Source organism: Streptomyces sp. NBC_00691, from assembly GCF_036226665.1.
Classification (GTDB): Bacteria; Actinomycetota; Actinomycetes; order Streptomycetales; family Streptomycetaceae; genus Streptomyces.
The window spans coordinates 6,873,075-6,894,047 of sequence record NZ_CP109007.1 but is presented as its reverse complement, the minus strand read 5'-3'; the positions used below and the strand labels follow the sequence as shown (position 1 = coordinate 6,894,047).

The window sequence follows — 20,973 nt, the reverse complement described above, 5'->3', positions numbered from 1 at the left end:
GTCAGACGACCGGGGGGCGACCCAGCCGGGTCAGCCGCCACACCGTACGCCACCTCATGGGACGACGCGGTCCGCAGGGGGTCTTCCAGCCTTCACGGAATCCGCCGAACCATGCCTTCAGCGCGGAGAGCGAGGGCCGACGGGCCAGGGTGAGCAGGAGCCAGACGCCGAGATACGCCGGCACCAGGGGCGCGGGCAGATTGCGGCGTGCCAGCCAGACTCGGTTGCGGGCCACGTTGAAGTGGTACGAGGCGTGCCGGGAGGGTGCTGTCGTGGGGTGCAACAGCACCATGTCCGCACGGTAGTCGATCATCCAGTCGGCGTCGAGCGCGCGCCAGGCGAGGTCGGTCTCCTCGTGCGCGTAGAAGAACTCGCCGGGAAGTTCGCCGACTTCGGCGAACACCTTGGTGCGCACGGCGTTGGCGCCGCCGAGGAAGGTCGTCACCCGCGAGGAGCGCGTCGGGTCGGAGGCGCGGAGCCTCGGCACGTGCCGGCGCTGGGTGACCCCGGTCACCGGATCGGCGATCCGGAAGGTGATGATGCCGAGGCGCGGGTCGGCGGTGAAGGCCTGCCGCACCAGTTCGGCGGTGTCCGTGTGCGCGAGCCGCCCGTCGTCGTCCAGGAAGAGCAGGACGTCGACGTCGGTGCCGCCGGGCCCGAAGGCCTCGATGCCGACGTTCCGGCCGGCGGGGATGCCGACGTTGTCCGGCAGGTCGACGGTCCGCACCCAGTCGGGCACCCCGGAGACCGGGGTGCCCTGACCGACGACGACGACCTCGATGCGGTCGCCCTCCTGCCCGGCGACCGAGTCGATCAGCGCGCGCAGGTCGTCGGGGCGGTTGCCCATCGTGATGACGACGGCTCCCACCCTGAGCGGCGTGCTCACGGCCGGCCTCACTTCAGCCTGCTCGAAACCATGATCGACACGAGGTGCAGCACGGTCTGGAGCAGCGCGATGCCGGCGAGGACGGCGACACCGAGCCGGGTGAAGAAGAGGTCGCCCCTGATCTGGTCCGCGATGGCCAGGACCACGATCAGCAGCGAGGCCTCGATCCCGAGGACGAGCCGGTGGAACTTCAGCGCACCGGCCGCCCGGCGGGCCAGCGCCATGCCCGAGGAGCGCGGCTCGGAGGCCGCCTCCTTGACCGGCGGCAGACCGCCCTGGTGCCGGGCCACACCGACGAGGTCGGTCTCGGCCTTGATCAGGATGGCGCCGAGGGCGGCCAGGGTGCCGAGGAAGGCCCAGAGCCAGTCGATACGGCCCGAGCCCCACAGATCGGCGGCGCGCAGGCCGAAGCCGACGAGCACCGCCGCGTCGCACAGGTAGGCGCCGACCCGGTCCAGGTACACGCCGCTCAGCGAGAACTGCTTCTTCCAGCGGGCCACCTCGCCGTCGACGCAGTCGAGCAGCAGGTAGAGCTGGACCATGAGCGCTCCGAGCAGCGCCCCGGGGATCCCGGGCACCAGCAGGGCCGGTGCCGCGAGGACGCCCGCGAGGGTCATCACGTACGTGAGCTGGTTCGGCGTGATCCTGGTGCCGACGAGCTGCCGGGTGATCCGGAGCGAGATCTCCCGCATGTACAGGCGACCGCCCCAGTGCTCTCCGCTGCGCCGGTCCTTGACACCCGGGGGGTGCACGACCGGGCGGAGCTCAGCTACCGATGGCTTTGGCATAGTCGGCGTACGCGTCCCTGATCTGGTCGTCGGACAGGTCGAGGTGTTCGAGGATGGTGAAGCGGCCCGGCCTGGTCTGCGGGGCGAAGGACACCGCCCGGACGAACTCGTCCACGCTGAAGCCCATCTCCTCCGGCGTGACGGGAAGCCCGTGCCGGCGCAGCGTCTCGACCATCCGGCCGGAGCCGTCGTGGGCTCCGCGCAGATGCATGGCGAAGGCCGCACCGAGACCGCACTGCTCGCCGTGGCTGGCGGCGCGGGCCGGGAAGAGCAGGTCGAAGGCGTGGCTGATCTCGTGACAGGCGCCCGAGGAGGGGCGGCTGTCCCCGCTGATCGACATGGCGATGCCGGACATCACCAGGCCCTCGGAGAGGGTGACCAGGAAGTCGTCGTCGCCGACGCCGCCGGGGTGGCGGAGCACGGCCTCACCGGCGCTGCGCGCCATGGCGGCCGCGAGGCCGTCGACGGGCTCCCCGGTCACCTGGTGCGAGAGCTCCCAGTCCGCGATGGCGGAGAGGTTGGAGATCGCGTCGCCGATGCCGGAGCGCACGAAACGGACCGGGGCGTCCCTGATCACGTCCAGGTCGATGACGAGGGCGATCGGGGTGGGCACACCGTACGAACCCCGGCCGTTGTCGTTGTCCAGGGTCGAGATCGGGGAGCAGATCCCGTCGTGCGAGAGGTTGGTGGCGATGGCCACCAGCGGCAGCCCGACCCGGGCCGCCGCGTACTTCGTCACGTCGATGATCTTGCCGCCGCCGAGGGCGACCACGGCGTCGTACCGCTTGCCGCGCATGGCGTCGGCGAGCTTCACGGCCTCGTCGATGGTGCCGCCGCCGACCGGGTACCAGTCGGCGCCGGGCAGCTCGGGGGCGAAGTGGTCACGCAGCTTGAGGCCCGAGCCGCCGCTGATGGCGACGGCGATCTTGCCGTTGCTGGAGATCCGCTGGTCCGCGAGGAGCGCGGACAAGTCGTCCAGCGCTCCCCGGCGGATGTCGACGACGACCGGCGAGGGAATCAGCCGGGTCAGTACTGGCACGCGATCCCACGGCCCTTCTCGAGGTCGTCGTGGTTGTCGATCTCGACCCACTTGACGTCGCCGATGGGCTCGACGTCGACGGTGAAGCCGCGGTTGACCAGCTCCTGGTAGCCGTCCTCGTAGTACAGGTCGGGGTCGCGCTCGAAGGTGGCCTTGAGGGCGTCGGCGAGCTCCTCGGCGGCCTCGGCCTCGATGAGGGTGACGCCGATGTACTCGCCGGTGGCGGTGGCGGGGTCCATCAGCTTGGTGATGCGCTGGACGCCCTTGCCCTCGGCGGTGATGACCTTCATCTCCTCGTCGGCGAGGCTCTTCACCGTGTCGAGGGCGAGGATGATCTTCTTGCCGTCGCCGCGGGCGGCGAGCAGGGTCTTCTCGACGGAGACCGGGTGGACGGTGTCGCCGTTGGCGAGGATCACACCGCGCTTGAGGACCTCACGGGCGCACCACAGGGAGTACGCGTTGTTCCACTCCTCGGCCTTGTCGTTGTCGACGAGGGTGAGCTTGAGGCCGTACTTCGCCTCGAGGGCCTCCTTGCGGTCGTAGACGGCCTCCTTGCGGTAGCCGACGACGATCGCGACCTCGGTGAGGCCGATCTCGGCGAAGTTCTTCAGCGTGAGGTCGAGGACGGTGGTCTCACCGTCGACGGGCACGAGGGCCTTCGGAAGCGTGTCGGTGTAGGGGCGCAGACGCCGTCCGGCACCGGCTGCCAGTACGAGACCGATCATGCTGTTTCTCCTTCGTCATGTACGGCGGGTGCTCCGGAGGACACCCAGAAACGGATGGACTCCGCGAGCACCACCAGCGCGATGGTGACCGCCAGAGCGGTGAGCGCCAGGGTGAAGTCGTTGCCACGGCTCGCCAGCAGGGCGGCGAGGACGGTCACCAGCAACGTGCGGCCCTCGTGACCGCCGATCGTGCGCACCAGCCACGCGGGCGGCGCGCCGGTGCCGCCGCGGATGCGGTACACCGTGTCGTAGTGATGGTAGGCGACGGCCGCCACCAGGCCGTAGGCCGCGGGCAAGGCCCCGTTCACCTCGGAGCGGGCCGCGAGGATCAGGATCGTGCCGTACTCGGCGGCCCGGAAGAGCGGCGGGAGCAGCCAGTCGAGGGCGCCCTTGAGGGGGCGTGCGACGGCGGCGCCGGCGAACACCACGTAGAAGACGGCGGCGACGACGGTCTGCTCGGACCCGAAGGGCCGGCTGAGGGCCGCGGCGAGCATCGCGCCCGTGGCGATCAGCGCGAGGACCAGCGGCGGGAGCATCAGGATGCCGGTGCGGCCGAGGATCCGGTCGACGAGTGCGGCGAGCGGCCCGGAGTCCGCGAGGTCCGCCAGGGCCCGCGCGGCGCGGTCGGTGCGCTCGGCCTTGCGGGTCAGGGAGCGCAGGACGCGCCCCGCCGTGGTGTAGCAGGCGCCGAAGGCGCAGCCGGCGATCAGGGCCCAGAAGACGATCCGCGGGCTGGTGACGGCGGTGAGGACCGCGATCATGGCCCAGCGCTCGCCGATCGGCAGGATGATCATCCGGCGGGCCCAGACGGTCCAGCCGAGGCTGTCGAGCCGGCTGGAGACGGCGAGGCTCGTCCTGGCCGTGGCGCCCGTGCTCGCGGCGTTGGCCTCGTTGAACGAGAAGTCCACGACGTGCCGGCAGGTCATGAGGATCATCGCGCCGAGCGCGAGCGCCCAGACGTCGTCGCCGTCGCGGGCCGCGCCGAGGGCGAGGCCGGCGTAGAAGGCGTACTCCTTGGCGCGGTCGAAGGTGGCGTCGAGCCAGGCGCCCATCGTCGAGTACTTCAGCGCGTACCGGGCGAGCTGCCCGTCGGTGCAGTCGAGGACGAAGGAGACGAGGAGCAGGACGCCGGCGGCGATGTAGCCGCCGCGCTCGCCGGTCGCCGCGCAGCCGGCCGCGATCAGCGCGGTGAGCAGCGAGGCGGTGGTGACCTGGTTGGGGGTCAGGCCGCGGCGCGCGCACCAGCGGGCGATGTAGCGCGAGTACGGGCTGATGAAGAAGGTGGTGAAGAAGCCGTCCTGGGCCTTCACGGCGGAGCGGAGGCGGACCGCCTCGTCGTCGACGGCGTCCACGGCGGCCCGGGCCTCGTGGCGGGCCTCGGCGTCGGTGGGGACGGTGGCGACGAGGGTGCCGAGCGGGGGCCGGTGCACGGCGACGCCGTCGGCGTCGAGGGCGTCGGCGAGCGTCCCGGTGAGGTCGTCACCGCGGGTGCCGGTGGCCCCGGCGGCGGTCAGGGCGCGGGCGAGCGCGGGGCGGGCCCCGTTCTGCACGGTGAGGGCGCCGGGTGCGGCGGCCGCGGGGAACCGGGGGTCGGTGAGGGCCAGGCGCAGCGCGTGCACATGGCCGACGAACCGGGGGTCGACGAGGGCGACGCGCTCACCCGAGGGGACCGCGGCCAGCAGGGCCCCGGTCTCGTCGGGGCCGGCGGCGGTCCGGACGTCGAAGCCGAGCGACCGCAGATCTCCGTCGAGCGAGGATCCGGGTGCCGGCGGGCCGGTGAGGATGGCGGTCGACAGACGAACTCACTCCTTGGAGCTGATGGAGGGGCCGGCGGGACCCGGGGCGGCCCGGGGCGCGGCGGTGCGGCCCGGCGCGGGGCGGCGACACGTCGGCTGAGGCTATCGGATGAAACAGAGCACGAGTTCACCGAGGCTTCGCGGGCTCGACTCCCCCGGGCCCACCCGCGTCCGCACGGCTGCGCGTCACCTCGTGGAGCTCATCCGGAGATCATCATGGGCGATCGGCGGCCCGCCCCACAAAACGAGGGCCGCCCCCTCCGGCGGGGGCTCTGGCGGAGGACTCGGCCCGGGGCCCGGCGACGCCTTCCCGCCACTCCGGGTCCGGAATGCATCACCGCAGGTCAGAGCATATGACAACGGTGTTCAGTACCGTGTTGCGCATACCCCCCACCCGTAGTTCACTTGCGACTCGGGGCACCTGCGAACAGACGATCTGGAGGCCATGTCATGGGGGCTGGACACGACCACGGGCACAGTCACGGCGGCCCCGCGCCGACGGGTACGGCCGGGGCCGCGTACAAGAACCGGTTGCGCATCGCGCTCGGCATCACGCTCTCCGTGATGGTGATCGAAATCATCGGCGGCGTCCTCTCCGACTCGCTCGCGCTGATCGCCGACGCGGCGCACATGGCGACCGACGCGGTCGGCCTCGCGATGGCGCTGCTCGCGATCCACTTCGCCAATCGGCCCCCCTCGGGGAACCGCACCTTCGGGTTCGCGCGGGCCGAGATCCTCGCGGCGCTCGCCAACTGTCTGCTGCTCCTGGGCGTCGGCGGATACGTGCTGTACGAGGCGGTCCAGCGGTTCTTCGAGCCGGCCGACACCAAGGGCGGTCTGGCGATCGCGGTCGCGACGATCGGTCTGATCGCCAACGTGATCTCGCTGTCGCTGCTCATGCGGGGCCAGAAGGACAGCCTCAACGTGCGCGGCGCGTATCTGGAGGTGCTCGCGGACGCGCTGGGCTCGGTCACCGTGATCGTCGCGGCGGGCATCATCCTGGTGACCGGCTGGCAGTACGCCGACCCGATCGCCTCGATCCTGATCGGCCTGATGATCGTCCCCCGTACGGTCAAGCTGCTGCGCGAGACCCTAGACGTCCTCCTGGAGGCCGCTCCCAAGGGCGTCGACATGATGGAGGTACGGGCCCACATCCTGGCCCTGCCGGGCGTCGAGGACGTCCACGACCTGCACGCCTGGACGATCACCTCGGGGATGCCGGTGCTCTCGGCGCACGTGGTCGTGGACCAGGGCGCGCTCGACTCGGTCGGGCACGAGAAGATGCTGCACTCCCTCCAGGGCTGCCTGGGCTCGCACTTCGACGTGGAGCACTGCACCTTCCAGCTGGAGCCGGTGGGGCACGCGGAGCACGAGGCCAGGCTGTGTCTCTGAACAGCGTCGCCTGTTAGCCTTCCCGTACGAACGCGTGGAGAGAGGAGCTGAGGTTGATGACCGTCGCGATGGAGGCTGTCCCGAGCGGCAGCACCCGGTCCTTCCTCGGCCTCCGGGTCTCCGGCTGACCTGATTCCGGTTCCCACCGGTCCGTCACGTCGTCGGCCGGGGCCCTCACACAAAGGGTTTCCCACGTTGTCCGACAACGCTTCGCACGACTCCTTCTTCGCCCTGCACCACGGTCTTCCGCGGCAGGGCCCCGGCTCCGACGCCACCACGCGTCGGCTCCTCGAACTCACCGGTCCGCTGCCCGGGCGTCCGCGCGTGCTCGACCTGGGCTGCGGCCCCGGCCGTTCCGCGCTGCTCCTGGCGGCCGAGGCGGGTGCCGAGGTGACCGCCGTCGACCTCCACGAACCGTTCCTCGCGGAACTGCGGCGGTCCGCCGCCGACCGCGGGCTCGACGGCTCGATCCACGCCCTCCGCGCCGACATGGGCGCACTGCCGTTCCCGGACGGCTCCTTCGACCTGGTCTGGGCCGAGAGCTCGGTCTTCGTCCTGGGCTTCGACCGGGCCCTCGCCGAGTGGCGACGGCTGCTGGCGCCCGGAGGCACCCTGGTGCTCACCGAGTGCGTCTGGACCACCGGGGAGCCCGCTCCCGCGGCCCGCGCCTTCTGGGAGGAGCACTACCCGCTCCGTACCGTCGGCGGGCTCTCGGCGGCGGCGGTCTCGGCCGGCTACCACGTCCTGGGGACCGTCCTCCAGCCCGAGAGCGACTGGGCCGAGTACTACGGTCCGCTCGCCGCGCACGCCGACGCGGCGGACACCACCGTGCCCGGTATGGCCGAGGCGGTGGCGGGGGCCCGCGCCGAGATCGCGATGCGGCGCGAGCACGGCACCGACTACGGGTACGCGGGATTCGTCCTGCGGCCCGCGGACCCGCGCTGGCGTACCCGCCCGGAGACCGACGGGGAGGCCTCGGTGGTGCGGCCGCTCGTGGCGGCCGCGTTCGGCTCGGAGGCGGAGGCCGAACTGGTCGACGCGCTCCGGCGGGACCCCGGCGCCTGGCTCCCGGGCCTGTCGTACGTGGCCGAGGCCCCGGACGGCTCGATCGCGGCGCACGCCCTGATCACCCGCTGCCTGGTGGACGGCGCCCCCGCGGCGGCGCTCGCCCCGGTCGCGGTGGCCCCCGCGTACCAGCGGACGGGGGCCGGAAAGGCCGTCGTCCGGGCCGTGCTCGACGCGGCGCGGCTGCGGGGTGAGCCGCTCGTGCTCGTCCTGGGGCACCCGGAGTACTACCCGAAGTTCGGGTTCGTACGGGCGTCCGAGTATGGAATCAAGCCAGGTTTCGAGGTCCCGGACGAGGCCATGATGGCGCTCGTCCTGGACGACTCCGTGCCCGTACCGCCCGGCACGATCGCGTATCCGGCGGCTTTCGGGGTCTAGCCGCCCCGTGCCGTCGCTCCGCTCCCGCCGCGCCGGTTGTACTCCGGTGCGGTGGGAGCGGCCACGTCCGGCCGCCGAAGTACGGACAAGCCGCTTTTGTACGGCAGACTGAGGTGGCCCCACCGGGGCCAGGACCGAAGCGAAGGATGGGTATGCCGACCACACCAGCCACCGCGGCTCAGATCTCGCCGGAGATGCCGGAGATCATGTCGAACGGTGTCCAGCCGTCCGAGGCACCGGCGCCGATCATGCTCGAACTGGTCGACGAGGACGGGACGACCATCGGCACGGCGGAGAAGCTCGCCGCCCACCAGGCGCCCGGGCTGCTGCACCGCGCCTTCTCCGTCTTCCTCTTCGACGAGGCGGGCCGGCTGCTGCTCCAGCGCCGGGCGCTCGGTAAGTACCACTCCCCCGGCGTCTGGTCGAACACCTGCTGCGGCCACCCCTACCCGGGCGAGGCGCCGTTCGCCGCCGCCGCCCGGCGGACCTTCGAGGAGCTCGGGGTCTCGCCCACGCTCCTCGCGGAGGCCGGCACCGTCCGCTACAACCACCCGGACCCGGCCTCCGGCCTGGTGGAGCAGGAGTTCAACCACCTCTTCGTCGGCCTGGTCCAGGCCACGCCGGAGCCGGACCCGGAGGAGATCGAGGACACCGTCTTCGTCACCGCCGCCGAGCTGGCCGAGCGCCACGCCGCCGCGCCCTTCTCCGCCTGGTTCATGACGGTGCTCGACGCGGCGCGTCCGGCGGTCAGGGAACTGACGGGTCCGTCCGGGGGCTGGTGACGACCGGCTGGTGGATCGCCGCTCCCGGCCCCGGCGCCATCGGGGCCAGGGGCAGCGCCGCCCAGATGATCTTGCCGCCGCTCGCGGTGTGCTCGACGTCGCACGCACCGCCGGCCTCCTGGGCGATCTCGCGGACCAGGAGCAGGCCACGGCCGCCCGTCTGCCCGTAGTCCGCCTCGAGGGCCTTGGGGCGGTACGGGTGGTTGTCCTCGACGGACACCCGGATCCACTCGGGCCCGATGGCCACCTCGACCGCTATCTCCGGGGACAGCAGCGCCGCGTGCCGCACGGCGTTGGTCACCAGCTCGGAGACGATCAGCAGGAGGCCGTCCATGATCTCCTCATGGACGGGGACGCCCTGGCGGACCAGCAGGTCGCGTACGGCGTGCCGGGCCTGCGGGACGGAGACGTCGACCGCGGCAGCGGTGAAGCGCCAGACTCCTTCGTAGGACGGTTGCCGGGCGGGGCCACCGCCGTGGTCCTCCACGGTACGGTTCCCACCCTCGTGCTCGATTCTCGCCACGGATCGAGTCTTGGCAATGCGCGCAGGCGGACCGGCCTACTGACCAGAAGTCGACACCTATCGGCCGCTTTCCGATCGGCTGAGTATGCCGATGTCAGCTGTTCGACTGATCGGGCGCGGTTTCTGACCGCTCCGCGGGCGTGCTGGACACGGGGGTCGGCGTCACCATACCGACGATCCGCCGCCCGCCCACTCCGATGGCGATGAGCCCGAGGCCGTCGAAGAGCAGCGCGAGCGAGAAGAAGACCCCCAGAACGTACCGGCTGCTGTCCGGCCAGTCGAACAGGACGAGCAGCCCGAGCAGCAGGCCGAAGGCGCCCTGGAGCAGGGTCCAGCCGAACTGCGGCCCGCGCACCACGACGCTGCCGACCAGCCGGAAGAGACCGCCGGTGAGGAAGAGCAGGGCGGCGAACATCGTCAGCGCCTCGGCCGAGCCCTCCGGGTGACGGATCACCACGACACCGGCCGCGATGTTCAGGGCGGCCACCACCGCGGCGAGCCAGAAGTAGCTGGTGCCGCGCGACTGGATCGCCTGGAGGAGCCCGACGACCCCGCCGATCAGCAGCAGCCAGCCGAAGAGCAGCATCGAGGTCAGGGTGGCGAGGCCGGTGTAGACCAGACCGACGACCCCGCCGAGCACGAGCAGGACGCCGAGCACGGCCAGCCAGCTGAAGCTCCGGTTGAGCCGTTTCCCCTCGCGTGCCATCGCGCGGACCTGGTCCGGGACCTCTTCCGGCTCCTGGGCGTCCTTGGCCATGCGGTGCCTCCTCGGGACGACCCCTTCCTGATCGTACGTTCGGGTACGGCGGATAGCATCCGGCCCATGGAGCCGCAGCTGAAGGACAGCGTCACGGACGGGATCGCCACCCTCGTCATCGCCAACCCCGCCAAGCGCAACGCGATGAGCGCCGCCATGTGGCGGGCGCTGCCCGACGTCCTGGACCGGCTCGCCGCCGACCCCGCCGTCCGGGTGCTGGTCCTGACGGGTGAGGGCGACACCTTCTGCGCCGGGGCCGACATCTCCGCGCTCCGGGAGCCCGGCGACGAGCAGCAGACGCTCGCGGTACGGGCCGAGGAGGCTCTCGCCGCGTTCCCCCGGCCGACCCTGGCCGCCGTCCGGGGCTTCTGCGTCGGAGGCGGCGGCCAGCTGGCCGCCGCCTGCGACCTGCGGTTCGCCGAGGAGGGCGCCCGCTTCGGGATCACCCCGTCGAAGCTCGGCATCGTCTATTCGTCCTCGTCGACCCGGCGGCTCGCCGCCCTGGTGGGCCCTTCGGCAGCCAAGTACCTGCTGTTCTCGGGCGAGTTGATCGACGCGGAGCGGGCGCTGCGGACCGGCTTCGTGGACGAGGTGCACCCGGCCGGCGAACTGGACAAGCGGGTCGCCGAGTTCGCCCGGGTGCTCGCCTCCCGCTCGCTGCTGACCCAGTCGGCGGCCAAGGAGTTCGCCGACGGGCGCCTGGACCGGGACGACCACTGGGCGGAGCAGGCGCGCGGCAGCGGCGACACCGCGGAGGGTGTCGCCGCCTTCCTGGAGCGCCGGACGCCCCGCTTCACGTACGGGAGCCGGGCCGCGTCCGGACGGTAGCCCGGTCTGCCGACGGGCCGGGGCGGGACCCCGGACACGGCCGGACCTCCGCCCGGCCGTGTCCGGGGGGAGGTCCGGCCCTGGTCCGCCGGAGGTTCGTCGCTCAGCGGTCCTGGGGGAGGTCCTCCGTCTTCACGCCCCGCCACCGCGCGACGATCTCGGCCGGGGCCTTCTCCGGCGAGCCGGCGTCGTACGGGGGCTGCGGGTCGTACTCGGTGAGCAGCTGGATGGTCTGGGCCGTCTCGTCCCCGGCGATCCGGCCGATCAGGTGCAGCGCCATGTCGATGCCCGAGGAGACGCCGGCGGCGGTGACGTACTTGCCGTCGAAGACGACCCGCTCGCCGGTGGGCTCGACGCCCAGCGCCCTGAGCTCCTCGAAGGCCAGCCAGTGGGTGGTGGCGCGGCGGCCGTCGAGGACGCCGGCGGCGGCCAGGATCAGGGAGCCGGTGCAGACGGAGGTCGTCCAGGTGCTGGTCTCGTCGGCGGTACGGAGCCAGGCCTGGATCTCCGGGTCGCTCATGGCCTCGCGGGAGTCGGGTCCCCCGGGGACCAGCACGATGTCGGGGCGCGGGACGTCGGCGAGGGTCTTGTCGGCGACGAGGGCGAGGCTGCCCTGGTCGTTGCGGACGGGGCCGGCCTCCTTGGCGACGAAGACGGTCTCCGCCCCGGGGATACGGGCGAGGAGCTCGTACGGGCCGACGGCGTCGAGCGTGGTGAAGCCCTGGTAGAGCAGGACGGCGATCTGCATGCTGCTGCCTTTCAGCTGACGGGTGAGTGGAAGCGGCGGCGGTAGTCGGCGGGCGCGGTGCCGAGGGCCTTGGTGAAGGCGCGGCGCATCGCCTCGGAGGTGCCGTAGCCCGCGGCACGGGCGACCTCCTCGACACCGCGGGAGGTCTCCTCCAGGAGGCGGCGGGCGTGTTCGAGCCGTACCCGGTCGACGTAGCGGCCGGGGGTCGTGCCCGTCTCCGCCTGGAAGGCGCGGGCGAAGTGGCGGGGCGACAGCCGGGCGCGGGCGGCGAGGGCCTCCACCGAGAGGTCGCCCTCGGGGTGCTCGGTGATCCACTGCTGGAGCTCGCGCAGCGGTTCCCGGCGGGCGGTCTGGGTGGCGAGCTGGACGCTGAACTGCGCCTGGTTGCCGGGGCGGCGCAGGAAGACGACCAGGTGGCGGGCGACGGTGAGGGCGACGTCCCGGCCGAGGTCCTCCTCGACCAGCGCGAGGGCGAGGTCGATGCCGGCGGTGACCCCGGCGGAGGTGGAGAGCCGTCCGTCCCGGACGAAGATGGGGTCCGGGTCCACCTCGACCTCGGGATAGCAGCGGGCCAGGTGGTCGCAGGCCACCCAGTGGGTGGTCGCCCGGTGCCCGTCGAGCAGGCCCGCCTCGGCGAGGAGCAGTGCTCCCGTGCAGACGGACACCAGACGCCCGGCGGCCGGGGCGTGGGTGCGCAGCCAGTCGATCAGGGCCGGATCGGGCACCCGGGTGCCCTCGCCGCCGGGCACGACGAGGGTGTGCGGCGCGCCGTCGGCGACCGCCTCGGCGAGGGTGGTGTCGGGAAGCAGCCGCAGTCCGCTGTGGGTACGGACGGGGCCTCCGTCCAGGGAGGCGGTGCGGATCCGGTACGCGTCCGGGTCGCCGGAGGCGCGGCCGGCACCGGCGAACACCTCGTAGGGTCCGGTGACGTCGAGGCTCTGCACGCCGTCGAAGAGGACGACGAGAACGGGTCGCTGCGTCATGCCTTCATCCTGGGAGCTGCCCGGGAGGGCCGCAATGACGCCGATCCCACCTTTTCTGCCATGCGAGGACCCGGGACCGGTTCCGGCCTTTCCGCCATCGCGGCGATCCGGAACCGGTTCAAGGCGTTCCCGGCTGTTCCAGTCGTACCGACCAGTCGGTAACCTTCGGGCATGACGACGACTGCTCTGCCGCCCCGCGCGGGACGCCGCTGCCACAACGCTCTCAACCCGCTGCACTCGACGCTCTACTTCTCGCCCGACCTGGACCGCGAGTTCGGCGCCCTGGGCTTCACCGACCAGTCGGCGATGCGGCTCGCCTCGCGCAGCGCCGCCCTCGGCGCGGTGGGCCCCGGCACGGTCGCCGCGACCTTCTACAACTACAAGCACGAGCTGCTCGCCCGGCACCTCCCGGCCGTCTGGGAGACCGCCTCCCCCGCCCAGGTCCTGGAGGCACGGCTGCGCACCGCCGACGCCACCCTGCGCCGGCTGCTCGGCGAGGAGACGGTCGCCTCGGCGGAGATGGCCGAGGCGGCGGAGCTCGCGCTGCGCGCCACCCAGGCCTGCACCCGGCACGCCCGGCCGCTCTACTCGGCCCACGCGGACCTGCCGGTGCCCCAGGAGCCCCACCTCGCGTACTGGCACGCCGCCACCCTGCTGCGCGAGCACCGGGGCGACGGGCACCTCGCGGCCCTCCTCTCGGCAGGGCTCGACCCCGTCGAGGCCCTGGTCTCCCACACCGCCACCGGCAAGGGCATGACTCCGCGCTGGGTGCTCGGCTCCCGGGGCTGGGGGCGCACCGACTGGGAGGCCGCGGTGGAGCGGCTGCGGGAACGCGGGCTGCTCGACGCCGAGGGCGAGCTGACCGAGGCCGGTACGGTCGTGCGCGACGAGCTCGAGGAGCACACCGACCGGCTCGACGCCGCGCCGTACGAGCACCTCGGAGCGGCCGGGGTCGAGCGGTTGACCGAGCTGGGGCGCGGCTTCCTGGTCGCGGCCGCCGTCGCGGGCGCCTTCCCGTCGGATCTCGTCGGCAAGGGGTGACCTCGGGGCGCCCCGCGGCGCCCGGGACGCGCGCGGGACGGGCCGGTTGCCGCGTACGGGTGACCGACCCGGCACAATGCACTCGCAAGCTTGAGGCACGAGAAGGCGAGTCGGGACACCGTGACGACGTCCATCGAAGCAAGGATCGCCGAGGAGCTCGGCGTACGCGAGCGACAGGTGAAGGCAGCCGTCGAGCTGCTCGACGGCGGTTCGACCGTGCCGTTCATCGCCCGCTACCGCAAGGAAGCGACGGAGATGCTCGACGACGCGCAGCTCCGCACCCTGGAGGAGCGGCTGCGCTATCTGCGCGAACTGGAGGACCGCCGGTCGGCGATCCTCGACTCGGTACGTGAGCAGGGCAAGCTGACGGAGGAGCTGGAGGCCCGTATCCGGGCGGCCGACACCAAGGCGCGCCTGGAGGACATCTACCTGCCCTTCAAGCCGAAGCGCCGGACGAAGGCCCAGATCGCCCGTGAGGCCGGTCTGGGGCCGCTGGCGGAGGGTCTGCTGGCCGATCCGTCCGTGGAGCCGGCGGTGGCCGCGGCGGCCTTCGTGGACGCGGACAAGGGCGTCGCCGACGCCGCCGCGGCCCTGGAGGGTGCGCGGGCGATCCTCGCGGAGACGTTCTCCGAGGACGCCGACCTCATCGGCGAGCTGCGCGAGCGCATGTGGGGCCGCGGCAGGCTGGTGGCAAAGGTGCGCGACGGACAGGAGGAGGCGGGGTCGAAGTTCGCCGACTACTTCGACTTCACGGAGCCCTTCACGGCCCTGCCCTCGCACCGGGTGCTCGCCATGCTGCGCGGCGAGAAGGAGGACGTGCTCAGCCTCGACCTGGAGCCGGAGGAGCCCTCGGAGCTTCCCGGGCCGTCCTCGTACGAGGGAATCGTCGCGGGCCGTTTCGGCGTCGCCGACCGGGGACGCCCGGGGGACAAGTGGCTGCAGGACACGGTCCGCTGGGCCTGGCGGACCCGGATCCTGGTGCACCTCGGGATCGATCTGCGGCTGCGGCTGCGGACGGCCGCCGAGGACGAGGCGGTCCGGGTCTTCGCGGCGAACCTGCGTGACCTGCTGCTCGCCGCGCCGGCCGGCACCCGGGCGACGCTCGGCCTCGACCCCGGTTTCCGTACGGGAGTGAAGGTCGCCGTGGTCGACGCGACCGGCAAGGTCGTCGCCACCGACACGATCTACCCGCACGTTCCGGCCAACAAGTGGGACCAGGCTCTGGACAGGCTCGCGCGCCTGGCGAAGGAGCACGCGGTCGAGCTGGTCGCGATCGGCAACGGCACGGCCTCCCGCGAGACCGACAAGCTGGCGACCGAACTCCTCGCGAAGCATCCCGAGTTGAAGCTGACCAAGGTGATGGTCTCGGAGGCGGGCGCCTCGGTCTACTCGGCCTCGGCGTTCGCCTCGCAGGAGCTCCCGGAGCTCGACGTGTCGCTGCGCGGCGCGGTCTCCATCGCCCGCCGTCTGCAGGACCCGCTCGCGGAGCTGGTGAAGATCGACCCGAAGTCCATCGGCGTCGGCCAGTACCAGCACGACCTGGCCGAGGTGAAGCTCTCCCGCTCGCTCGACGCGGTCGTCGAGGACTGTGTGAACGGTGTCGGCGTCGACGTCAACACAGCCTCCGCGCCGCTCCTTTCGCGGGTCTCGGGCATCAGCTCGGGCCTCGCGGAGAACATCGTGGCGCACCGGGACGCCAACGGCCCCTTCCGCTCCCGGCGGTCGCTCAAGGACGTGGCCCGGCTGGGCCCGAAGGCGTACGAGCAGTGCGCGGGCTTCCTGCGCATCCGGGACGGCGACGACCCGCTCGACTCCTCCTCCGTGCACCCGGAGGCGTACCCGGTGGTGCGCCGGATGGTGAAGGCGACGGGCGGCGAGGTCGCGGCGCTCATCGGGGACACGGGGAGGCTGCGCACGCTGCGGGCCGACGACTTCGTCGACGAGACCTTCGGCCTGCCGACCGTGACGGACATCCTGCGCGAGCTGGAGAAGCCGGGCCGTGACCCGCGTCCGGCGTTCCGGACCGCGACCTTCGCGGAGGGCGTCGAGAAGATCGGCGACCTGGCGTCCGGGATGGTCCTGGAGGGCGTCGTCACCAACGTGGCCGCCTTCGGGGCGTTCGTGGACATCGGTGTGCACCAGGACGGTCTGGTGCACGTCTCCGCGATGTCGAAGACCTTCGTCAAGGATCCGCGCGACGTGGTGAAGCCGGGCGACGTGGTGAAGGTGAAGGTCCTCGACGTCGACATCCCGCGCAAGCGGATCTCGCTGACGCTGCGGCTCGACGACCCGTCCGGTGCGGAGGCCTCGGACGGGGCGCCCCAGCGCGAGCGCGGCGACCGGGGCGAGCGCTCGGGCCGTCCGCCGCAGCAACGACAGGGCGGCGGTGGCGGCGGCCGCCGGTCCGAGGGCGGGAACCGCGGTGGTCAGGGCGACCGCGGCGGCCGGAACGGGCAGGGCGGCCAAGGCGGCCAGGGCGGTCGTGGCGGGCAGCCCGAGCGCGGTGGCCGGGACCGGTCGTCCGCTCCCGCGCCCGCGAACAGCGCGATGGCCGACGCCCTCCGCAAGGCGGGTCTGCTGGGCGAGGGCGGCGGCAAGCGCCGCTGACCGGACGTGTCGGAGTCGTCCCCGTGGTCCCGCTCGGGCCACGGGGACCGGCCTCCGGGGCCGGCGGGTCCGCCGAGAAGCCGCGCCGCTACGGCAGGAAGCGCAGGGCCCAGTCGGCGCGGTGGGCGACGGAGAGGTCGTCGTCCTCCGTGAGCGGCTGGATGAGGTTCCGGGCCGCCTTCGGGTCGGCCTGGACCAGGTCGACGATCTCGGTGGCCAGACCGTCCTGGTCGTCACCGAGGTCGACGGCGGAGGCGCGGATCAGGGTCGGCAGGGCCTCGGGGCCGCCGATCGCCGCGACGACACCGCCGAGGAGTTCACGGGCGTAGGCGTTCCGCTCGGTGAGGGCACGGTCCAGCTCCGCCTGCAGACGCGGCAGGAGACCGGCGTCGCCCGAGGCGGCGATCTCGTCGGCGAGGTCGATCGTCTCGTCCACGTCGGCGTCGAGATCGTCCAGCATCTCGGTCAGCCGGGTCAGTAGGTCGGTCATGGTGCCTCCTGGAATGCGCCGTCCACGAGCACGGGGACGGTCGTCGAGCTGTCGGTCTCGGCGGCCACGGCCACGTCCTGCGGAAAGCCGTACTCGTACAGTTCACGACCCGAGTCACAGCCGTGCAAGGCGGCGACCGGGTCCTCGGTGGCCGACCACAGCGTGGCCGCCGCGGTCGCCTCCGGGGTGAGGACGTGCGGGCCCGCGGCCCGCAGCCCGGCGAGCACGGCGCCTGCGCCGAGCAGGTCCTCCAGCGCCGGGCGCAGCGAGCCGTCCGGCCACCGCTCGCCGGAGGCGACGACCGCGACCGGGCGTCCGGCGGAGCCGTACCCGTGCTCCGTGAGCCAGCGGGCGACGGCCGAGTGGTTGCGCAGGGAGGCGGCGACGACGGTCGCGCCCCCGGCCTCCGCGGCGATGGTGGAGCCGTTCGGCGAGGGCAGGACCAGGCGCGGTGGCGCCGGGGCCGCGCGCAGGGCCGCCGGGGAGAGCGACCACGGGTGCTCGGGGGTGGTCTCGCGGCGCCCGACGGCGAGGGTCGCACCCACGCTCTCCGCGTACGCGACGGCCGTCGCGTCCCGCCATCGGTACGGGTGGACGGCCGCGCCGGCCTCGACGGCGACGCCCACGGCGGTGGTGAACGACAGCACGTCGACGACGACCACGCAGGCGGCCGAGGGGGCGAGGACCCGTGCCTCGACGGGTCCCCAGCCGAACGAGACCGTCATCAGATCTCGGTGACCTTGCCGTCGGCGACCTCGACGCGCCGCGTGGTGCGGACCGCGTCCAGCATCCGCCGGTCGTGGGTGACGAGCAGCAGCGTGCCGGTGTACGACTCGAGCGCCGACTCCAGCTGCTCGATGGCCGGCAGGTCCAGGTGGTTGGTGGGCTCGTCGAGGACGAGCAGGTTCACGCCCCGGCCCTGGAGCAGGGCGAGCGCGGCACGGGTCCGCTCGCCCGGGGAGAGCGTGGTGGCGGGCCGCATCACGTGGACGGCCTTGAGACCGAACTTCGCCAGGAGGGTACGGACCTCGGCGGGCTCGGTCTCGGGTACGGCGGCGCAGAACGCCTCCAGGAGCGTCTCCGTGCCGTGGAAGAGCTTGCGGGCCTGGTCCACCTCGCCGACGACGACTCCCGAGCCGAGGACCGTGTCGCCGGAGTCCAGCGGCAGCCGGCCGAGCAGGGCGGCGAGCAGGGTCGACTTCCCGGCGCCGTTGGCCCCGGTGACGGCGACCCGGTCGGCCCAGTCGATCTGCAGCGTGACGGGGCCGAAGGAGAAGTCGCCGCGGCGCACCTCGGCCTCGCGGAGGGTCGCGACGACCGAGCCGGAGCGCGGCGCGGACGCGATCTCCATGCGGAGTTCCCACTCCTTGCGGGGCTCGTCGACGACGTCGAGACGCTCGATCATGCGCTGGGTCTGCCGGGCCTTCGCGGCCTGCTTCTCGCTGGCCTCGCTGCGCGCGTTGCGGCCGAGCTTGTCGCTGTCGGTGGACTTGCGGCGGGCGTTCTTGACGCCCTTGTCCATCCAGGACCGCTGCATGTGACCGCGTGCTTCGAGGGCCGCCTTCTTGCCGGCGTACTCCTCGAAGTCCTCGCGCGCGTGCCGCCTGGCCCGGTCCCGCTCCTCCAGGTAGGCCTCGTATCCGCCGCCGTACAGGGTGATCTGCTGCTGGGCGAGGTCGAGTTCGAGGACCTTGGTGACCGTGCGGGTGAGGAACTCGCGGTCGTGGCTGATGACGACCGTGCCGGCGCGCAGCCCCTTGACGAAGCCTTCGAGGCGCTCGAGGCCGTCGAGGTCGAGGTCGTTGGTGGGCTCGTCGAGCAGGAAGACGTCGTAGCGCGAGAGCAGCAGGGAGGCGAGACCGGCGCGGGCGGCCTGGCCGCCGGAGAGCGAGGTCATCGGCTGGTCGAGGCCGACGGTGAGGCCGAGCGAGCCGGCGACCTCCTCGGCGCGCTCGTCGAGGTCGGCGCCGCCGAGGTTCAGCCAGCGCTCCAGGGTGATCGCGTACGCGTCGTCGGAGCCGGGCGTGCCGTCGACGAGGCCCTGGGTGGCCTCGTCCATCGCCGTCTGCGCGGCGGCGACGCCGGTGCGCCGGGCCAGGAACTCCCGCACGGTCTCCCCCTCGCGCCGCTCCGGCTCCTGCGGGAGGTGGCCGACGGCGGCGGTGGGCGGGGAGAGCCTCAGCTCCCCCTCCTCCGGGGCGTCGAGACCGGCGAGCAGCCGCAGCAGGGTCGACTTGCCGGCGCCGTTGACGCCGACGAGGCCGATCACGTCGCCGGGGGCGACGACGAGGTCGAGCGCGGCGAAGAGGGTGCGTTCGCCGTGGCCGGCGGCGAGGTCCTTGGCGACGAGGGTTGCAGTCATCAGGGTACGAATCCTAGGCGACGGCGGACCCGCCCCGCCCCGGCCGGGGGCCTGGGGCGGGTGCCTAGCCGCGGACCTCCGCCAGGGGCCCGGTGGGGGCCTCCGTCCGGGGTCCGGTCGGGCCGGCGCTCCGGGGCGCGGTGCCGGGCTCCGGTGCGAGGCCTCCCAGGACGGTCCGGTAGGCCGCCCGGTGGAAGCGGTACGGGCCGACGCCGGGGTAGCCCTCGCGGGCCGGGTCCGCGGTGGGGCCGGTCTGCCAGGCGAAGTCGCGCCAGACGACGTCCTCGCCCTCGTGCTCGACGACGGCGGTGACGGCTCCGCAGCCGAGGTCCTCGCAGTCGGGGCAGGAGTAGATCACCCGGCGGCCGCCGGGGAGCCTGGTCGCGGGGCCGCCGTCCGCGTCCGGGGCGAGCAGCGCGCGGACGTGCTCGGCACGGAGGGCCGGCGGGAGGTCGCCCGCCAGCGGCGAGACCGTGTCGATGCCCTCGGCCTCGTCGAGCCGGTGGAGCAGTGCCCTGCCACCGACGACGAGGTCGACGTCCTCGGGGCGGGGGCGGGGTCGGGCGAAGGCCCCGGGATGGACACCCTCACCGTCCGGGAGGACGGCGGGGGCGAGGTCGAGAGTCGTGTACACGGCCGGCATGTCCTCCAGCATTCCCCGGTCGGGGTCCTCGTTCCATGGCTGGCCCGTCCCGGAAATGTCCCGGTCCCGGTACGGTCCCGGGCATGGAGAGCGACGTGATCGTGGTGGGGGGCGGGGTCGTCGGTTTGACGACCGCCGTGACGCTGGCGGAGCGCGGCCTTCGGGTGCGGGTCTGGTCGCGGGACGAGGTGACGGCGACGACCTCGGCGGTGGCCGGAGCCCTGTGGTGGCCGTACCGGATCGAGCCCGAGGAGGAGGCGGGCGCCTGGGCGCTGGTCTCGCTGCGGGTGTACGGGGAGCTGGCCGCCGATCCGGAGCGCACGGGGGTGCGGTGGGTGGCCGGGGTCCACGCGGACACCGTCCTGGACGGGCTGGGTTCCTGGGCGCGGGAGGTGCCGGGCCTTCGGCAGCTGGCGCCCGACGAGGTGCCGGGGCCGTACGACGTGGGTCTGGCGGCGCGGTTGCCGCTGATCGACATGCCGGTCCATCTGGCCTGGCTGCGGGGCCGGTTCGAGGCGGCGGGCGGGGTCTTCGAGCGGCGTACGGTGACCGGCCTCGGCGAGGCGGCGGCCGCGGCGCGGGTGGTCGTCGACTGCACGGGCGCGGCGGCGCGGGAACTCGCACCGGATCCCGGACTGCGCCCGGTGCGGGGGCAGTTGGTCCTGGTGGAGAATCCGGGGATCCAGGAGTGGTTCACATCGGCGGACGCCGGGTCCAGCGAGACGACGTACTTCTTCCCGCAGCCGGGGCGGCTGGTCCTGGGCGGGACGGCCGAGGAGGACGACGAGCGGACGGAGCCCGATCCGGCGACGGCGGCGGCGATCGTGGCGCGGTGCGCGCGGGTGCGGCCGGAGATCACGGGGGCCCGGGTGCTCGGCCATCGGGTGGGCCTGCGGCCGGCGCGGGTGGGCGGGGTCCGGATCGAGGCGGTGGCGCTGCCGGACGGCGGTCGCCTGGTGCACCACTACGGACACGGGGGCGCGGGCGTGACGGTGGCCTGGGGCTGCGCGGAGCGCGCGGCGGAGCTCGCGGGGGCCTGAGGGGGCGGGGCGGGGTTCGCGGGGGCCTGAGCGCGACCGCGGGGCGGGCGCTGTCCTTTCGGCCAGCACCCGCCCCGCGTTTGCTCACCGGATCGTTTCC

20 protein-coding genes are annotated in these 20,973 nt (G+C 73.2%); 7 read left to right on the top strand and 13 right to left on the bottom strand.

Features of this window, described 5'->3' with window-relative positions:
* Window position 1: 1 nt before the first annotated feature.
* The 5 genes from OG392_RS30950 to OG392_RS30930 are packed head-to-tail and all read right to left on the bottom strand — an operon-like array spanning window position 2 to window position 5,234.
* Window positions 2–847 carry a glycosyltransferase family 2 protein gene (locus tag OG392_RS30950; protein ID WP_329287564.1) on the bottom strand — a complete coding sequence of 282 codons (846 nt, stop codon included), beginning with the start codon at window positions 845–847 and terminating at the stop codon, window positions 2–4.
* A 47-nt stretch (window positions 848–894) separates the two neighbouring features.
* The gene (locus tag OG392_RS30945; protein WP_329284896.1) at window positions 895–1,674 is read right to left on the bottom strand and encodes a CDP-alcohol phosphatidyltransferase family protein; all 780 of its coding nucleotides are present in this window, start codon (window positions 1,672–1,674) and stop codon (window positions 895–897) included.
* Window positions 1,652–2,713, bottom strand: coding sequence for an iron-containing alcohol dehydrogenase family protein (locus tag OG392_RS30940; protein ID WP_329284894.1), 1,062 nt, complete (start codon window positions 2,711–2,713; stop codon window positions 1,652–1,654). Before OG392_RS30940 ends, OG392_RS30945 begins: the two co-directional genes overlap by 23 nt.
* A complete protein-coding gene (locus OG392_RS30935) occupies window positions 2,701–3,438 on the bottom strand; it encodes a phosphocholine cytidylyltransferase family protein (protein ID WP_329284892.1) in 738 nt (245 codons plus the stop codon). The genes OG392_RS30940 and OG392_RS30935 overlap by 13 nt, the downstream gene beginning before the upstream one ends.
* Window positions 3,435–5,234 (bottom strand): DUF5941 domain-containing protein, encoded by a 1,800-nt coding sequence (locus tag OG392_RS30930; RefSeq protein WP_329287563.1) that lies wholly within the window; start codon window positions 5,232–5,234, stop codon window positions 3,435–3,437. Before OG392_RS30930 ends, OG392_RS30935 begins: the two co-directional genes overlap by 4 nt.
* 450 nt (window positions 5,235–5,684) lie before the next feature.
* On the opposite strand from OG392_RS30930, the gene OG392_RS30925 reads away from it, so the two are divergent.
* The 3 genes from OG392_RS30925 (at window position 5,685) to idi (ending at window position 8,851) form a co-directional block, all read left to right on the top strand.
* Window positions 5,685–6,626: a cation diffusion facilitator family transporter gene (locus OG392_RS30925; RefSeq protein ID WP_329284890.1), complete on the top strand. Its 942-nt coding sequence runs from the start codon at window positions 5,685–5,687 to the stop codon at window positions 6,624–6,626.
* Window positions 6,627–6,821: 195 nt separating this feature from the next.
* The gene (locus OG392_RS30920; protein ID WP_329284888.1) at window positions 6,822–8,069 is read left to right on the top strand and encodes a bifunctional class I SAM-dependent methyltransferase/N-acetyltransferase; all 1,248 of its coding nucleotides are present in this window, start codon (window positions 6,822–6,824) and stop codon (window positions 8,067–8,069) included.
* Between the two features lie 152 nt (window positions 8,070–8,221).
* Window positions 8,222–8,851 (top strand): isopentenyl-diphosphate Delta-isomerase, encoded by a 630-nt coding sequence (idi, locus tag OG392_RS30915; protein ID WP_329284887.1) that lies wholly within the window; start codon window positions 8,222–8,224, stop codon window positions 8,849–8,851.
* Here the strand turns inward: idi and OG392_RS30910 are convergent.
* Window positions 8,817–9,374: an ATP-binding protein gene (locus OG392_RS30910; protein ID WP_329284885.1), complete on the bottom strand. Its 558-nt coding sequence runs from the start codon at window positions 9,372–9,374 to the stop codon at window positions 8,817–8,819. The two genes, idi and OG392_RS30910, sit on opposite strands and share 35 nt — an antisense overlap.
* A 94-nt stretch (window positions 9,375–9,468) precedes the next feature.
* A complete protein-coding gene (locus OG392_RS30905) occupies window positions 9,469–10,131 on the bottom strand; it encodes an HdeD family acid-resistance protein (RefSeq protein WP_329284884.1) in 663 nt (220 codons plus the stop codon).
* A 66-nt stretch (window positions 10,132–10,197) separates the two neighbouring features.
* Between OG392_RS30905 and OG392_RS30900 the strand changes: the two genes are divergently transcribed.
* Window positions 10,198–10,959, top strand: coding sequence for an enoyl-CoA hydratase/isomerase family protein (locus OG392_RS30900; RefSeq protein ID WP_329284883.1), 762 nt, complete (start codon window positions 10,198–10,200; stop codon window positions 10,957–10,959).
* 103 nt (window positions 10,960–11,062) lie between these two features.
* Here the strand turns inward: OG392_RS30900 and OG392_RS30895 are convergent, their stop codons facing one another.
* Both OG392_RS30895 and OG392_RS30890 read right to left on the bottom strand, forming a co-directional pair.
* Window positions 11,063–11,707: a DJ-1/PfpI family protein gene (locus tag OG392_RS30895; RefSeq protein WP_329284881.1), complete on the bottom strand. Its 645-nt coding sequence runs from the start codon at window positions 11,705–11,707 to the stop codon at window positions 11,063–11,065.
* Window positions 11,708–11,718: 11 nt separating this feature from the next.
* Window positions 11,719–12,690 (bottom strand): GlxA family transcriptional regulator, encoded by a 972-nt coding sequence (locus OG392_RS30890; protein WP_329284879.1) that lies wholly within the window; start codon window positions 12,688–12,690, stop codon window positions 11,719–11,721.
* Between the two features lie 171 nt (window positions 12,691–12,861).
* Between OG392_RS30890 and OG392_RS30885 the strand changes: the two genes are divergently transcribed.
* Window positions 12,862–13,731 carry an SCO6745 family protein gene (locus OG392_RS30885; RefSeq protein ID WP_329284878.1) on the top strand — a complete coding sequence of 290 codons (870 nt, stop codon included), beginning with the start codon at window positions 12,862–12,864 and terminating at the stop codon, window positions 13,729–13,731.
* 120 nt (window positions 13,732–13,851) lie between these two features.
* Window positions 13,852–16,338, top strand: coding sequence for a Tex family protein (locus OG392_RS30880; protein WP_329284876.1), 2,487 nt, complete (start codon window positions 13,852–13,854; stop codon window positions 16,336–16,338).
* 88 nt (window positions 16,339–16,426) lie between these two features.
* Here the strand turns inward: OG392_RS30880 and OG392_RS30875 are convergent, their stop codons facing one another.
* From OG392_RS30875 to OG392_RS30860, 4 genes are all read right to left on the bottom strand, one after another.
* Window positions 16,427–16,828 carry a hypothetical protein gene (locus OG392_RS30875; protein ID WP_329284873.1) on the bottom strand — a complete coding sequence of 134 codons (402 nt, stop codon included), beginning with the start codon at window positions 16,826–16,828 and terminating at the stop codon, window positions 16,427–16,429.
* A complete protein-coding gene (locus OG392_RS30870) occupies window positions 16,825–17,553 on the bottom strand; it encodes a 2-phosphosulfolactate phosphatase (RefSeq protein ID WP_329284872.1) in 729 nt (242 codons plus the stop codon). The genes OG392_RS30875 and OG392_RS30870 overlap by 4 nt, the downstream gene beginning before the upstream one ends.
* On the bottom strand, window positions 17,553–19,190 hold the full coding sequence (locus tag OG392_RS30865) for an ABC-F family ATP-binding cassette domain-containing protein (protein WP_329284871.1): 1,638 nt from the start codon (window positions 19,188–19,190) through the stop codon (window positions 17,553–17,555). Before OG392_RS30865 ends, OG392_RS30870 begins: the two co-directional genes overlap by 1 nt.
* A 64-nt stretch (window positions 19,191–19,254) precedes the next feature.
* Window positions 19,255–19,833, bottom strand: coding sequence for a hypothetical protein (locus OG392_RS30860; RefSeq protein ID WP_329284870.1), 579 nt, complete (start codon window positions 19,831–19,833; stop codon window positions 19,255–19,257).
* Window positions 19,834–19,916: 83 nt separating this feature from the next.
* Between OG392_RS30860 and OG392_RS30855 the strand changes: the two genes are divergently transcribed.
* Window positions 19,917–20,873 carry an FAD-dependent oxidoreductase gene (locus OG392_RS30855; protein WP_329284868.1) on the top strand — a complete coding sequence of 319 codons (957 nt, stop codon included), beginning with the start codon at window positions 19,917–19,919 and terminating at the stop codon, window positions 20,871–20,873.
* Window positions 20,874–20,973: the final 100 nt, after the last annotated feature.

What these genes read in the sequence shown, in the direction of transcription:
- OG392_RS30950 (WP_329287564.1), bottom strand. Translation starts at nt 847, where the DNA reads ATGGGCAACCGCCCCGACGACCTGCGCGCGCTGATCGACTCGGTCGCC.
- OG392_RS30945 (WP_329284896.1), bottom strand. Translation starts at nt 1,674, where the DNA reads ATGCCAAAGCCATCGGTAGCTGAGCTCCGCCCGGTCGTGCACCCCCCG.
- OG392_RS30935 (WP_329284892.1), bottom strand. Translation starts at nt 3,438, where the DNA reads ATGATCGGTCTCGTACTGGCAGCCGGTGCCGGACGGCGTCTGCGCCCC.
- OG392_RS30925 (WP_329284890.1), top strand. Translation starts at nt 5,685, where the DNA reads ATGGGGGCTGGACACGACCACGGGCACAGTCACGGCGGCCCCGCGCCG.
- idi (WP_329284887.1), top strand. Translation starts at nt 8,222, where the DNA reads ATGCCGACCACACCAGCCACCGCGGCTCAGATCTCGCCGGAGATGCCG.
- OG392_RS30905 (WP_329284884.1), bottom strand. Translation starts at nt 10,131, where the DNA reads ATGGCCAAGGACGCCCAGGAGCCGGAAGAGGTCCCGGACCAGGTCCGC.
- OG392_RS30900 (WP_329284883.1), top strand. Translation starts at nt 10,198, where the DNA reads ATGGAGCCGCAGCTGAAGGACAGCGTCACGGACGGGATCGCCACCCTC.
- OG392_RS30895 (WP_329284881.1), bottom strand. Translation starts at nt 11,707, where the DNA reads ATGCAGATCGCCGTCCTGCTCTACCAGGGCTTCACCACGCTCGACGCC.
- OG392_RS30890 (WP_329284879.1), bottom strand. Translation starts at nt 12,690, where the DNA reads ATGACGCAGCGACCCGTTCTCGTCGTCCTCTTCGACGGCGTGCAGAGC.
- OG392_RS30885 (WP_329284878.1), top strand. Translation starts at nt 12,862, where the DNA reads ATGACGACGACTGCTCTGCCGCCCCGCGCGGGACGCCGCTGCCACAAC.
- OG392_RS30875 (WP_329284873.1), bottom strand. Translation starts at nt 16,828, where the DNA reads ATGACCGACCTACTGACCCGGCTGACCGAGATGCTGGACGATCTCGAC.
- OG392_RS30870 (WP_329284872.1), bottom strand. Translation starts at nt 17,553, where the DNA reads ATGACGGTCTCGTTCGGCTGGGGACCCGTCGAGGCACGGGTCCTCGCC.
- OG392_RS30865 (WP_329284871.1), bottom strand. Translation starts at nt 19,190, where the DNA reads ATGACTGCAACCCTCGTCGCCAAGGACCTCGCCGCCGGCCACGGCGAA.
- OG392_RS30860 (WP_329284870.1), bottom strand. Translation starts at nt 19,833, where the DNA reads ATGCCGGCCGTGTACACGACTCTCGACCTCGCCCCCGCCGTCCTCCCG.
- OG392_RS30855 (WP_329284868.1), top strand. Translation starts at nt 19,917, where the DNA reads ATGGAGAGCGACGTGATCGTGGTGGGGGGCGGGGTCGTCGGTTTGACG.